Source organism: Paenibacillus sp. FSL E2-0190 (assembly GCF_037992965.1).
Lineage (GTDB): Bacteria > Bacillota > Bacilli > Paenibacillales > Paenibacillaceae > Paenibacillus_AQ > Paenibacillus_AQ odorifer.
In genome coordinates this window covers 6,129,475-6,143,259 of sequence record NZ_CP150306.1, presented here as the reverse complement: position 1 = coordinate 6,143,259, position 13,785 = coordinate 6,129,475, and the positions used below count along the sequence as shown (strand labels likewise).

Annotated in this window: 17 protein-coding genes; all 17 read left to right on the top strand. The window is 44.6% G+C overall.

The genetic code is table 11. The features are described from left to right. The first annotated feature begins 11 nt into the window (after positions 1-11). On the top strand, positions 12-770 hold the full coding sequence (locus tag NST25_RS26970; RefSeq protein ID WP_339188520.1) for a glucose 1-dehydrogenase: 759 nt from the start codon (positions 12-14) through the stop codon (positions 768-770). A gap of 350 nt (positions 771-1,120) precedes the next feature. Next, positions 1,121-1,735, top strand: coding sequence for a DedA family protein (locus NST25_RS26965; RefSeq protein WP_036680184.1), 615 nt, complete (start codon positions 1,121-1,123; stop codon positions 1,733-1,735). Continuing rightward, the gene (locus NST25_RS26960) at positions 1,732-2,298 is read left to right on the top strand and encodes a thioredoxin family protein (protein WP_076128653.1); all 567 of its coding nucleotides are present in this window, start codon (positions 1,732-1,734) and stop codon (positions 2,296-2,298) included. Before NST25_RS26965 ends, NST25_RS26960 begins: the two co-directional genes overlap by 4 nt. A 4-nt stretch (positions 2,299-2,302) precedes the next feature. Next, positions 2,303-2,932 (top strand): MBL fold metallo-hydrolase, encoded by a 630-nt coding sequence (locus tag NST25_RS26955; RefSeq protein WP_076128651.1) that lies wholly within the window; start codon positions 2,303-2,305, stop codon positions 2,930-2,932. A 545-nt stretch (positions 2,933-3,477) separates the two neighbouring features. Next, positions 3,478-4,023: an RNA polymerase sigma factor SigY gene (sigY, locus tag NST25_RS26950; protein WP_076179762.1), complete on the top strand. Its 546-nt coding sequence runs from the start codon at positions 3,478-3,480 to the stop codon at positions 4,021-4,023. After that, positions 4,010-4,339 (top strand): YxlC family protein, encoded by a 330-nt coding sequence (locus NST25_RS26945; RefSeq protein ID WP_339188518.1) that lies wholly within the window; start codon positions 4,010-4,012, stop codon positions 4,337-4,339. The genes sigY and NST25_RS26945 overlap by 14 nt, the downstream gene beginning before the upstream one ends. Further along, the gene (locus tag NST25_RS26940) at positions 4,336-4,551 is read left to right on the top strand and encodes a hypothetical protein (protein WP_076128644.1); all 216 of its coding nucleotides are present in this window, start codon (positions 4,336-4,338) and stop codon (positions 4,549-4,551) included. Before NST25_RS26945 ends, NST25_RS26940 begins: the two co-directional genes overlap by 4 nt. Before the next feature lie 52 nt (positions 4,552-4,603). After that, positions 4,604-4,795 (top strand): PLDc N-terminal domain-containing protein, encoded by a 192-nt coding sequence (locus NST25_RS26935; protein ID WP_036680175.1) that lies wholly within the window; start codon positions 4,604-4,606, stop codon positions 4,793-4,795. Beyond that, complete coding sequence (locus NST25_RS26930; protein WP_076128642.1) at positions 4,795-5,709, top strand: ABC transporter ATP-binding protein; 915 nt, start codon at positions 4,795-4,797, stop codon at positions 5,707-5,709. The genes NST25_RS26935 and NST25_RS26930 overlap by 1 nt, the downstream gene beginning before the upstream one ends. After that, positions 5,706-6,476: an ABC transporter permease subunit gene (locus NST25_RS26925; RefSeq protein WP_340392877.1), complete on the top strand. Its 771-nt coding sequence runs from the start codon at positions 5,706-5,708 to the stop codon at positions 6,474-6,476. Before NST25_RS26930 ends, NST25_RS26925 begins: the two co-directional genes overlap by 4 nt. A 147-nt stretch (positions 6,477-6,623) precedes the next feature. Continuing rightward, positions 6,624-7,007 carry a hypothetical protein gene (locus tag NST25_RS26920; protein ID WP_036680170.1) on the top strand — a complete coding sequence of 128 codons (384 nt, stop codon included), beginning with the start codon at positions 6,624-6,626 and terminating at the stop codon, positions 7,005-7,007. Between the two features lie 250 nt (positions 7,008-7,257). Continuing rightward, entirely contained in the window at positions 7,258-7,545 is a 288-nt protein-coding gene (gene gatC, locus NST25_RS26915; protein ID WP_036680166.1) for an Asp-tRNA(Asn)/Glu-tRNA(Gln) amidotransferase subunit GatC, read from the top strand. A 27-nt stretch (positions 7,546-7,572) separates the two neighbouring features. Next, entirely contained in the window at positions 7,573-9,030 is a 1,458-nt protein-coding gene (gene gatA, locus NST25_RS26910; protein WP_076193675.1) for an Asp-tRNA(Asn)/Glu-tRNA(Gln) amidotransferase subunit GatA, read from the top strand. A gap of 23 nt (positions 9,031-9,053) precedes the next feature. Further along, the gene (gatB, locus tag NST25_RS26905; protein WP_172628862.1) at positions 9,054-10,487 is read left to right on the top strand and encodes an Asp-tRNA(Asn)/Glu-tRNA(Gln) amidotransferase subunit GatB; all 1,434 of its coding nucleotides are present in this window, start codon (positions 9,054-9,056) and stop codon (positions 10,485-10,487) included. Between the two features lie 122 nt (positions 10,488-10,609). After that, positions 10,610-11,080, top strand: a complete 471-nt coding sequence (locus NST25_RS26900) for a GNAT family N-acetyltransferase (RefSeq protein ID WP_076280551.1) — start codon at positions 10,610-10,612, stop codon at positions 11,078-11,080. 45 nt (positions 11,081-11,125) lie between these two features. Next, the gene (locus NST25_RS26895) at positions 11,126-13,027 is read left to right on the top strand and encodes a DUF4097 family beta strand repeat-containing protein (RefSeq protein WP_254849011.1); all 1,902 of its coding nucleotides are present in this window, start codon (positions 11,126-11,128) and stop codon (positions 13,025-13,027) included. A gap of 126 nt (positions 13,028-13,153) precedes the next feature. Then, positions 13,154-13,585, top strand: a complete 432-nt coding sequence (gene perR, locus NST25_RS26890) for a peroxide-responsive transcriptional repressor PerR (protein WP_036680160.1) — start codon at positions 13,154-13,156, stop codon at positions 13,583-13,585. The last annotated feature ends 200 nt before the right edge of the window (positions 13,586-13,785 follow it).

The window sequence follows — 13,785 nt, the reverse complement described above, 5'->3', positions numbered from 1 at the left end:
GGAGCGGATATATGATACTAACCAATAAAGTCGCAGTTGTTACGGGTGCAGGATCGGGGATTGGAGAAGCGATTGCTCTGCTTTTTGCCCGACAGGGTGCTAAAGTGATTGCTGCGGACATCCATCTGGCGAATGTAGAAGCGGTAGCCAAAAAGGCGGAAAAGGGTGAGGGACACGGAGTCGTCTACCCTGTAAAGGCCGATGTCTCGAAGGAAGAGGACACACAGCGAATGATTGATGCCGCAACCACACAGTTCGGAGGCCTTCATATCCTTGTTAATAATGCCGGAATTATGGATAAAATGACGCCAGCGCACGAGATCACTGATGACTTGTGGGAACAGGTGCTTGCGGTCAACGTAACCGGTCCGATGAGAGCCATTCGTAAGGTTTTGCCGATTTTTATGGCGCAGGAAAGCGGATGTATCATCAATGTAGCCTCTATTGGCGGCTTAGCGGGCTCGCGGGCGGGAGTGGCTTATACTTCCTCTAAGCATGCTGTAATCGGGATGACCAAAAATATAGGATTTCAATACGCTAAGCTTGGAATTCGCTGTAATGCCATAGCGCCGGGCGGGGTAAAGACAAATATTGATCTGTCTGATCCAAGTCCTTTTGGGAGTCAAAAAACGGGCGAAGGTATGGCGTCGATGCCACGGACAGGGGAGAGCAGTGAGATTGCTTCAGTAGCTTTATTTTTAGCTTCAGATGCTGCAAGCTTTTTGAATGGATCGGTGATAACGGCGGATGCCGGCTGGATGGCTTATTGATTGAGCGCAGATAAAAAGGTGTTCATTTTCCCTTTATTGGTGGAATTTGTTCACCTTTTTTGTTTATGCCTATTACTCAAACTCTTTTTAAGTATGGATTGGAAGATGGAAGCTGCTTGCCGCGTAAGTAGAAGTGATAAGGTTGCTTGTGCTAGAATAGGCTAAGAGAAACTGGAAAATATAGCAGAGCGGCAAAGCTTTTAAAAATATAAGAAAGTATAAGATTAGTATCTATGCTTTTATGTTCTTATATTTCACTCGCTTAAACGCTTAGTGTCTTATAAAGATGCCAAAGGCGATTAGCTTGATACATGTAGCCATATTCTGCGGAAAAGGGAGGAGGAGCACGTTTGCATTTTATTTCTGATCTGATCTCGACATTATTTGAATGGATTCAGAGTCTTGGTTATTTTGGGATTATGATCGGACTGATGATTGAAGTTATTCCTAGTGAAATTGTATTGGCTTTCGGTGGTTTCTTGGTATGGAGTGGAGATATTAATTTTTTCGGCGCAGTATTGTTTGGTACGATAGGCGGAGTGATTGCCCAGATCTTTGTATATTGGATTGGCCGTTATGGGGGCAGGCCTGTACTGGAGAAATACGGGAAATATATTCTTATCCAAAAAAAGCATATTGATCATTCGGAAGAGTGGTTCAATAAATATGGGACAGGCGTAATCTTTACGGCACGCTTTATTCCCGTTGTTCGCCATGCCATTTCCGTTCCAGCGGGGATTTCTCGTATGCCTTTAGGTAAGTTCACTTTATTGACTACACTTGCTGTTATTCCATGGAGTGCTTTGTTCGTATATCTCGGTATGACATTGGGGAATAAGTGGGAAGATATTGACGAGGTAGCAGCTAAGTATACCAACGAAATTATTCTCGTAGCGTTAGCACTAATCATCATTTATTTTGTGTATAAGTGGTTTAAATCCAAGAAGAGGGGGACTGCAAAATGAAACCGAATGTAGCTCATAAATTTGGAAAAGGTCTTACACCGCGCCAATTTGTAGAAAGCATGACGAAGAACCAGCAGGCTTTTGAATCCTGGTATGAGAAGTTTTCTTGGGAAGATGAGAGTGACAAGGAATTTTTTGAAAGCCTGAACCATCGTGATGATTTGCGAGTACTTATCCTTGCCGCTGATTGGTGTGGAGATGTAGTTCGTAATGTCCCTGCGGTATTCCGTATTTTGGAGACTGCCGGAATGAAGACAGAGGTATTCATTTTGGAGGAGAACCAGGAGCTTATGGATGAATTCTTGACCATGGGCGGAAGATCTGTTCCGATTGTGATCTTTGCAGATACCGGCGGATATGTGCTTGGACATTGGGGTCCTCGTCCAGAGCATGTGCAGAGCCTAATGAGAGAGTTCAAACGTGAGAATCCTGATCGCGAGGCCGCTGATTACGACAGCAAAATCGCAGAAGTACGTAAGGCTATGGGGCAAGCTTATGGGGAAGGAACGGAATCACAAGCAGTTATCGCAAAAGAGCTGCGTAGTCTGATTTCCGGATTCTAGACCAATGCTAAATATACGTTCGTTTAATTTAGGTCCTCTTCAGACCAATGCCTACTTGCTGACAGGTGCAGATCCAACGAAGGGTATCATTATTGATCCCGGTATGAATCCTGCGGCATTAGTGCGGAGTATTGAAGGGATGGAGATCGAGGCTATTTTGCTGACGCATGCGCACTTTGACCATATGGGCGGCGTAGACGAAATTCGTAAAGCTAAGAAATGCCCTGTTTATTTACATCCACTAGAGAGTGAATGGCTCAGCAGCCCTAAGCTAAATGGTTCATTGATGTGGCCTGATGTTTCATCTCCTTTAACTACAGATCCTGCAGAATATGATCTGGCAGAAGGACAAGTTCTGCAATTCATCGGACATACCTTCCGCGTGTACCATACACCTGGGCACTCTCCGGGCAGTGTCAGCTTCCTATGCGGGAATGATTTATTCTCTGGAGATGTGCTGTTTAAGATGGGAGTTGGGCGCACCGATTTGCCTGGTGGCAGGGAACGTGATTTGTTCGATTCTATTCGTGGCAAGCTGTACAAAATGGATGATGAAGTGAAGGTTTATCCAGGTCATGGCTCCCGAACAACCATCGGTTTTGAAAAAGTTCGTAACCCTTATATCCCTCAATAAACAATCATTCTAGTAGAACTGACAAGAATCGAGGAATTTTTGATAGACAAAGGGATACAAAAGGACTACAATATTGTTAATTAAATGTAACATTAACCTCGCGAAGCACGCAGACTGCGGAATTAATCCCGGTTTGCGTTCTTTTTTTGTCTACATATAGGTTTAAAAGCATGGGGGGAAATAGATTGGAGAAGAATATATATTACCCGTTGGATTACGGATGGTATGACTCCAAGGAGAAATGGACTAGTTTTTGCAGCAGTAAATGCCGATGTTTTTCAGAATGTTCTGGAAAGGGCGGTTTTTGTACTTCCATCGAACGCAGGGACATACAATCTGAGAATAAGGATGGGAGAATACCAGTGAATTCAGGAGGCGAGCCTAGAAGAACGCCTCTTTTTTGGCATTTCCCTGCTGAAGCAGGATTGCTTCAGCCATGGCGGTGTAAGCTCTGGGAGTTCAAAAAATAAAATTAAAGCGCATTGAACGAATCACTATACATAATCGTATTACAAATAAGAACGAAATCCTGAATGGAGGGGCAGATGAGCGATCAGGCGCTGGAGAAAATCAGACGGGCACAGCAGGGAGATACTTCAGCACTGTCTTCACTGCTGCGAGAACATTATACTTTTCTGTTCAAATATCTACTCAAAGTGACTATGGATCCGTTGCTGGCAGAGGATCTTGTACAGGACACGATGGTCAGATGTATGGAAAAAATCAATACCTATAACGGTTCTTCTTCGTTCTCCTCTTGGTTAATTACGATAGCCACCAGAATATTTATCGATCGAAAGCGGCGCTGGAAACGTGAGGCAGAATGGAAGAAACGGGAACAGCAGGCGCAGGGCACCCGTTCGATTCGTTGGCGGTTTGAGAGCAGGGGGGAAGAATGGAGTGAAGTACTTGATTCCATTTCCAAGCTACCCTCTGCTCAGAGGGTAGCTGTGCTGCTGAAGCATTATTATGGCTATAGCTATGAAGAAATCGGTGTGATCATGCAAATTCCTTCTGGCACGGTCAAATCGCGTGTGTCCCTTGGTCTTAACCAATTGCGAAAGGAGCTGAATGAGGATGGAGAAGGATAAGGAGCCAGAACTGTATTTGCACAAGCTTACTGAAGAGCTTGAACGTTTGGATGCGCAATATGATGACCTCACCCCACCTTCGTTACAGGAACTGGAGTGGTTAATGGCTGATGCAGCTGTGCAGAGAAAGAGAAGGGAACGCAAAGAACTACTGTTATTCTGGGGGGTCTCATTGATCCTGATCTGCGCATTTTTATCCATTCTCACTTCTGCACCCATGATCTATTGGATTATTCAGGCGATCATTCCTATTGTAGGACTGGGTGGCTTAGGGATCGCCAGGATCAGAAGAAATAGAGAAGGTGTACAAAAATGAATGAGCTGCAGGATGTGCCTCTTTGGTTGTGGTTTGGCATAGCAGTAGCGTTAATGCTGCAGGGGACCTTACTGTTCCGGGATGCAAGACGGCGCGGGAAAAAAGCTTGGTTCTGGGGATTGTGGGCGATTACTACAGTTCCGTCACCCGCATTAGTCTACTTACTTGTTGTTATTCTTCCTGAGCGACGTAGACGGAATAAGCAGTTGTGAAGCTTTAGTAAGAAGCTCGTTCCTTTCATCCTATTACAAGGAGTGGTACTTCATGGAAGAGGTAAAATGGGGTTTAATCATGCCGTTAATTATTCTGCAGGCTTTGCTTGCTATTATTGGTCTGATATCTCTGGCCAAAGCGGATAACGTTCGTGGTCCAAAATGGATGTGGATTATTATCATTATTTGCGGAAATATATTAGGCAGCGTAGCTTATTTCACAATAGGAAGGAAAGATGTCTGATGTCACTCCTTCAAGTTAAGAATTTGCGCAAAAGCTATGGGGCGCATATTTCCGTAAATGATATAAGCTTTGAAATTGAGAAAGAACGGTGCGTCGCTTTACTGGGGCCTAACGGTGCTGGGAAAACGACCACACTTCGTATGCTGGCAGGGCTGCTAGAACCCACCTCTGGAATGATTTCATTTGAGGGGAGCCGTCCTGGAGCCGAATATCGCAGAGGATTAGGATATGTGCCACAGTCCCCAGCTTTTTATGGGTGGATGACTGGACATGAATATGTTGTTTTCGCTGCAAAGCTTAGTGGAATGGGAACTAAAGACGCAACCAGCAGGGCATTGGAATCGCTTGAGCGTGTAGGGCTTAAAGGTGATGCTCGTCGCCGGATTGGTGGATACTCCGGTGGGATGAAGCAGCGGCTGGGTCTGGCTCAGGCGCTTGTGCACCGGCCTCGTCTGCTGTTGCTTGATGAGCCTGTATCTGCACTTGATCCGATTGGCCGCAGAGAAGTAATGGGACTGCTGCGGGAGATACGTGAAGAGACAACTGTAGTTTTTTCTACACATGTGCTGCATGATGCAGAAGAAATTTGCGATGATATTATTTTAATGAATCAGGGCTTGATTGCTGAGAAGGGGTCTTTATCACAGCTGCGTACACAATACAGCCTTCCTGTTATTCGTTTACGTACAGAGAAGCAAGAAAAAGCTATTCAGTGGCTGGAGTCTCTTGCTGCCAAACCGTTTGTACTAGAGACTCAGTTGTTCGGAGATCAGGCAATTTTTAATGTGAACGATGTAGACATGGCCCGATGGACGATTCTGCAAGAAGCGGCGCAGCTCGAAATTCCATTACTGCAATTTGAAGCGGGTTCTTCCACGTTAGAGGATTTATTTATGAAGGTGGTGGGAGTATGAGAAGCGCCTGGGTCCTTTATCGCAAAGAAATGCTCGAAATGGCTCGCAGTTATAAGTTAATCTGGATACCTGTCGTTTTTATCCTATTAGGTATTATGCAGCCGTTAACTACTTATTATTTGCCGGAAATATTAAAAGCTTCAGGTGATGTTCCCCCAGGTCTGCTAGAGGGGTATGAAATACCGAGTGCCGCAGCTGTGATGGCGCAATCTCTGGGACAGTACGGAACGATCGGAATGTTAGTATTGGCACTTGGCGCGATGAATGTTTTAGCCGGTGAGCGCTATAGCGGAACTATGGAATTAATTCTGGTAAGGCCGGTTTCTCCAGCCGCAATAGTGTTCGCTAAATGGGCAGCGCAGCTGACCCTGTTGATCGTTGCTCTAGGATTAGGTGCAGCGGGCGCAGCTTACTACACGGAGCAGTTGATTGGTTCACTATCTTGGGGAGATGTCATCGCAGCTTCTGGAGTATATGGATTATGGCTGTTATGTGCTGTCTCAGCTACGTTGTTGTTTAGTGGATTTTTAAAATCTCCAGTTGCCGCCTTTTTAGCATTGGCGCTAATGGCAGGATTATCATTAGGGCAAAGCTTATTACCTTCATGGTTTGAATGGGCACCTGCGGGGCTTTCCGGGTTATCGGCTGGAATTCTTATGGCTGAAGAAGGCTTCAGGGTTGGACCCTATCTTTCAGCAGCTATTTTGATCTTGATTTGTTTAGTGGGTGCTGCACTTTTGACAAGGAAGAATAACTTACCCGCTTGAACCATAAGTTATATTTTTATTAAATATAGTATATTTTCATAGAATTTGTAGGATCGGCCAGCCTTCAACTAGACAGTTCTATCTTTTTTTAGTAGACTGTTGAAACAAGCAAAATCTTGAAAGATTTTGGGGTTAGGAGGTAGGGCGATGCTGCGTTTAGGAGAGAAGATTGTCATTGTTGCGGACGCTTTCGAGCAGAGTCTTCCTATCGGGGAATACGGCTACCTAATTGCTTACGACCGCAATCCCGATAATGCGTTTGACTATGTTATTCGTGTACCAGAGGCTAATAGGAACTTTTATGTTCCGGCTGAGGACATTGAGGCGGAAGAACATTTATTAGTAGCTGAGGCTGAGAGAGCAACGCATGAAGCGTTGATTGATTATGCTTTGTCCACGTACAATGAGAAGCTGTTCCATCATTTGATGAACGGTGAAGATATGGATATAGAAGAGACGGAATCAACGTCAAGCGAAAGCATGTCCCAAGCGGATTTCATCAAACAAGTGAATCTTCGAGCTTGGATTTAAGGAAGGCCGGCGCAAGCCGGCTTTTTTTGTTTTGTCATACCGCTGCTAAATGCTGTGAAATCACTGACTGTCAAAACCCTTCTCTATGAATATACTAACGATACGCTCCTTTAAAATGTGTAGGAATCCCCTTCACTTTGATAAAGGAGCGTTTGTTTTACAGCCCATCATTGAATTGTCCAAGCTTCTACAATATAATTAAAAACGTTATCCGGGCGCTTTAGCCCTTTAAACAGGAGGGATTTTTCTTATGAGCATTACCGTTAAAGATGTGCAGCATGTGGCCAAGCTGGCTCGTCTGCAGCTGAGCCCGGAAGAAGAGGCAACCTTTACAGAACAAATGAATGCTATTTTACAATATGCCGAGAAATTAAATGAGCTAGATACGGAGAATGTAAAGCCGACCACGCATGTGCTGCAAGTCAGCAATGTAATGCGGGAGGATGTTGTGAAGGATAGCCTTACGCAAGAGGAAGCACTTCTTAACGCTCCAGATGATGAAGACGGACATTTCAAGGTTCCAGCTGTTTTGGAATAACTACATAATTAGAAAGGGGGAAGAATCTTGAGCCTGTTTCAAAATCGATTGCCTGAAGTACACCGCATGTTAACTGCTAAAGAGGTATCGGTCAGTGAACTGACTGAAGAATCGCTGGCGATTATCGCTGAGCGGGATAAGAACGTAAATGCATTTTTGACCTTGAATGAGGAGGGCGCTCGTAGCACTGCACGCGCTTTGGACGACAAACTGGCATCCGGAGCAGCACGTGGGTTGCTGTTTGGTCTTCCTGCTGGAATCAAGGATAATATTGTAACTAAAGGCCTGCGCACAACTTGTGCCAGCCAATTTTTGAGCGACTTCCAGCCGATTTATAACGCTACTGTAGCTTCTAAACTGAAGCAAGCAGATGCCGTAACGATCGGTAAATTAAATATGGATGAATTCGCAATGGGCGGATCTAATGAGAACTCAAGCTTTGGTCCTGTACGCAATCCTTGGGATTTAGAGCGTGTGCCCGGCGGTTCCAGTGGCGGATCTGCAGCAGCAGTAGCTGCGGGCGAAGTGTTCTTCTCACTAGGTTCGGATACTGGGGGTTCCATCCGCCAGCCAGCTTCCTATTGTGGTGTTGTAGGTCTCAAACCTACTTATGGTCTTGTATCACGTTACGGGCTGGTAGCCTTTGCCTCCTCACTAGATCAGATTGGACCATTAACACGTAATGTAGAGGATTCTGCCTATGTGCTTCAAGCAATTGCTGGTTATGATGCCCAAGACTCTACTTCGGCTAAAGTAGAAATTCCTGATTATTTGAGTTCACTTACTGGTGATGTTTCCGGACTTCGCATTGCTGTTCCTAAGGAATACCTGGGAGCAGGTGTCGATGCTTCTGTGCGTGAGACAGTTTTGTCTGCACTTAAAGTGCTGGAAGGAATGGGTGCTGTCTGGGAGGAAGTTTCATTACCACATACGGAATACGCAGTAGCAGCTTATTATTTGCTGTCCTCTTCGGAAGCTTCATCTAACCTCGCGCGTTTTGACGGTGTGCGTTATGGCGCACGTGTAGATGAAGGCGGAGGATTGCTTGATCTATATCTTAATTCCCGCAGCCGCGGCTTTGGCCCTGAGGTTAAACGTCGTATTATGTTGGGTACTTATGCACTCAGCTCCGGGTATTACGATGCTTACTATTTAAAAGCACAAAAGGTGCGTACTTTGATTAAACAGGACTTTGATGACATCTTTAAAAAATATGATGTGGTCATCGGCCCAACAGCACCAACGACAGCATTCAAATTGGGTTCACAGACTGAAGATCCGCTGACCATGTATCTGAACGATATTCTCACGATTCCTGTAAGCTTGGCGGGTATTCCGGCCGTGAGTGTTCCTTGTGGTTTTGCGGAAGGCATGCCTGTAGGTCTGCAAATTATCGGTAAGGAATTTGACGAGAGCACGATTTTGCGTGTCGCTCATGCTTTTGAACAAAATACAGATCATCACAAGCAGCGTCCACAGCTGTAGTAAAGGAGGGAATGGGATTACTTATGTCTAAATACGAAACGGTCATCGGCTTGGAAGTTCACGTAGAGCTTCATACCAACTCCAAAATCTTTTGCGGATGCTCCACTGAATTTGGAGCCCCACCTAACACTCATACCTGTCCTGTCTGCTTGGGTCACCCCGGCGTATTGCCAGTGCTCAACAAACAAGCGGTAGAATACGCTATGAAAGCAGCGATGGCGCTGAATTGCACCATTGGTGATGTTAGCAAATTCGACCGCAAGAACTATTTTTACCCGGATTCACCAAAAGCTTATCAGATTTCACAATTTGATCAGCCTATCGGCCTGAACGGTTGGATCGACATTGAAGTTAACGGAGAGACCAAACGGATCGGCATTACTCGTCTTCATTTGGAAGAGGATGCAGGTAAGCTTACGCACGTAGATGGCGGTTTTGCCTCGCTTGTCGATTTTAACCGGGTGGGAACACCGCTTATCGAAATCGTATCCGAACCTGATCTGCGCTCCCCTGAGGAAGCTCGTGCTTATCTGGAGAAAATCCGTGCGATTATGCAGTATTGTGACGTATCCGATGTCAAGATGGAAGAAGGATCGATGCGCTGTGACGCGAACATCAGTCTACGCCCAGAAGGACAAGAGGAATTCGGCATTAGAGCAGAGCTTAAGAACATGAACTCCTTCCGCGGTGTATTGCGTGGACTGGAGTATGAACAATATCGTCAGGCTGAGATCCTGGATGATGGTGGAGTTGTTGTGCAGGAGACTCGCCGCTGGGATGAAGCACAAGGGAAAACATTATCGATGCGCGGGAAAGAAGAAGCGCATGATTATCGTTACTTCCCGGACCCGGACTTGATCGTTCTGCATATTGATGATGCTTGGAAAGAATCCATTCGTTCAACGATTCCAGAACTTCCGGATGCTCGGAAAGCACGTTATAGCGAGGAACTGGGCCTGACAGCTTATGATGCAGGCGTCATTACATCCTCTAAATTGTTAGCGGACTTTTTCGAAGGATGTCTTGCCTATACGCAGGATGCCAAGGCTGTAGCTAACTGGATTATGGGTGACTTGCTTGCCTATTTGAATGGTAATAATCTGGAGTTGTCGCAGGTACAAATTACACCACAAGGGCTAGGCGAGATGATCGGGCTGATTGCAGCCGGAACCATCAGCAGCAAAATCGCTAAAACAGTATTTAAAGAAATGCTAGAGAGCGGTAAACTGCCAGCTGTTATCGTTGAGGAAAAAGGTCTAGTGCAGATCAGCGATGAAGGTGCCATTAAAGGGATAGTGGAAGCAGTCGTAGCCGCCAATCCGCAATCAGTGGAAGATTATAAAGCGGGTAAACAGAAAGCAATCGGCTTCCTGGTCGGACAAGTCATGAAAGAAAGTAAAGGTAAGGCGAATCCGGGTCTTGCTAATAAACTTCTCATCGAGGTATTGAGCAGCTAAACGCTTGTCGTCTGTAAAAGGACGCCAGAGGCGTTTATAATTGGGGTAATATACTTATGTAATAAGCTAAGGGCTTGTCGGCAACGGCAGGCCCTTAGCGGCATATAAGGGGACTGGTTAGGATGAATACAATTAACAAGCTAAATCTGCAGGATGAAAGCACCGTTAATGAATTATGGAGTCTTCAGCATAAGGCCTATAGACTGGAAGCTGAACTAATAGGCTTTCGTGAAATTCCACCTCTGATGGAGACGAGAGAAATGCTCAGCAGCTCTAAAGAGGATTTTTATGGCTGCTTCGATAAAGATGAGGAACTAATGGGTGCTGTTGCTGTAGAGGAAGAATCTCCTGGCAAATTGACGATTACACGAATGATGGTGGGGCCGGACTTTTTTCGTAGAGGTATCGCTAGCCATCTTTTGGAATATGTATTTGAGCATTTTGCAGGGATGGAGCAATTCATTGTGTCGACAGGCAAAAAGAATACACCTGCCGTTTCGTTGTACAGTAAACATGGTTTTCTGCCTACCGGTGTGGAGGAAGTCGCTCCAGGAGTTGAATTGATTGAATTTCATCGGAGTGGTTCGCTTTGAAAAAAGATATTCATAGACAACTATTTACGAAAGGAGGAGTCCAAAATGAAACATGACTCTGCAATGCTCCCAGAGCAGGAAGAACTGCAAGGTTCTGTTGATATAGAGACTAAGGAAAATGAGATACAGAAGAGGATTATTCCTCCGCGTCCGAAGCGGCGCCACCGCAAACGTAAATTTATTGCTGGACTGCTGGCAGCACTCATCCCTGGGACGGGGCATTTGTATTTTGGACTTCTCCGAAAAGGGATCACCTTCATCTTTCTAATTCTTTTGGATATCTCAGCTTTATTGTATTTCTCATCCATCGGGATGCAGATCAATGTTCCACTGCTTATTTTACTTGCGCTCATTATTCCAGTGATCTATTTTTATAACGTGTATGACGTATTGCAATCAGCGGACAGGCTTCTTCGCTTCCCAGAGGATCATGATCTTGCTATTTCTGTGACCAAAGCAAACGAGGCTCCTAAACGTCGTAGTATCGTTAGCGAGCCTGGGATATCCTTTGGACTCTTATTGCTCTTAGGGGGCGCCCTGCTTATTCTGTTCCGGCAGAAACCAACATGGCTCCAGTTCTTTATTGAACATTATGCCGAAATGGCCGTGTCTGTCATTTTAGTATGCGGTGGCTTATTTATAGGAGCTAGAGAAATTGCCAGAGCAGTTGTGCAGCGTAAAGACAATGAACCTCGCAAGCGGCGCGTGGGAAGATATACAGCTTCTGTATTACTGATAGCTATTTCTGTTCCTTTGTTTTTGGATTGGAGAGAGGGAACTGACTATATGCTCCTGCTCTTGAAGTGGTGGCCAGTCATCCCGGTGTTATGGGGGATTGAGTTCCTACTGATGTTTATCTTCTCTAACCGTTCAGCCAAGGGAACCAGAATCAGATTGGATTTACGTGGGCTTTTATCTGCTATATTACTAGCTGCGAGTGTATTTATTGTTGCAGAGCAAGAACATTATTTATATCTATGGAAAAATGTCAGTCTAAACCTGACGGCAGCAGCAGTGGACTATGGTGAGGCTAAAGGCAGCAAATATCAGAAAGCCCCGCTAATTGTTCCGGTGGAATTAAATACAGCCAAAATATCTATTGATAGTATTAATGGTGATATTTTATTACACCGTGCTCCGGTGGATGATATTCAAATTACGACGACAGTTTGGGTAGATCAGTTAGATGGGCCGATGGCTGAAGCTATATCAGAACAGTCCTTTGTGGACGTTGTTGAAGGGCCCAACATAAAAATCACCTCGAATAGCAAGGCCTATGGAGAATCTGGTAAACGCCAGCCACGCATGGATCTAGACATTTACTTGCCGGAGGATCGCCGCTTTAACCTCGATGTTCGCACTATGAATGGCGGGATCACGTTGCAGAATGTAGAAGCCATTGAAGACATTTCTCTGGAAACGGGGAATGGAGAGCTGATCCTTCATCGTATCTTTGGTAATGTTAAGGGAAAAACACTGAATGGAGCTGTCCGTGCCAGATCTGTTCAAGGCAGCGTTGATTTAACAACGAGCGGAGGCAATATGAATGCTTGGGATGTTACCGGTGCTTTGAAATTATCGACGGCTGTCGGCAATATTAGCGCGATCGGAAATAGCAATGATATCGATATTACTACCAAAAACGGTAATTTAGAGGTGGATGGAGCCAGATCCAAGCTACATGCCGAATCTCTAAATGGTACCATTGATGTTCGCTCTTCTGATGTCGCTGGAGATTGGGACATTTATAGCGCAGTTGGTGACATTCAATTGTATTTACCGATGTTAAGCAACTATACAGTGAATGGTTCCAGTGGATATGGTGATATTACTTCAGATTTGCCTGAACTTACAATTGATAAGAAAAAAGTATCAGGTGAAGTGGGAACCGGCGAGTTCAAGCTTCATGTTGAAGGAAATAGCAATCTAAATGTTAGGAAATATTGAAAAAAGTAATTTTTCTTATATAATAATAAATATAATGTATAGACTTCGTTGACAATATTGAAAAATCGGTCTTACAATCTTAAGAAGTATTTCTTTTATTTTTAAATTCAAAAGGCGGTGACAGTAATGGGGAGTGGAGTACAACATGCACTGGAACAATTAAAGACAACAGGTGTCCGTATAACGCCCCAGCGTCATGCGATTCTTACGTATTTGATGGAAGCAATGAATCATCCTACAGCTGACGATATATACCGGGCGCTAGAGCCGAAATTTCCGAGCATGAGCGTAGCAACTGTATATAATAATCTCAAGATGTTTATGGAAGCCGGCATGGTTCGCGAGTTGACCTACGGGGATAGTTCCAGTCGTTTTGATGCCAATGTATCTGATCATTATCATGTCATCTGTCAGCTATGCGGTAAGATTGAAGATTTTAGTTATCCTTCGCTTCATGATGTAGAGATACATGCAGAGCAGGAAACGGGCTTCAAAATTACGGGTTTGCGTATGGAATTGCATGGAGTTTGCAAATGTTGCAGAGAGAAGCAACAATAAGACAGAATACTACTGTACTTAAGGGCGTATAGCCAAGCTACACAATAAACGTGTGAAATCCGAAAGCGGAGGACTCACGTTTTTATTTTTTTCAAAATAACAAAATATAGTGAAAATGACTAACTTATACTGGTTATCCGGAACCAAGTGGATGTTATAATCGTATTGTTAGACTTAACTTAAAATCATCTAATATTTGG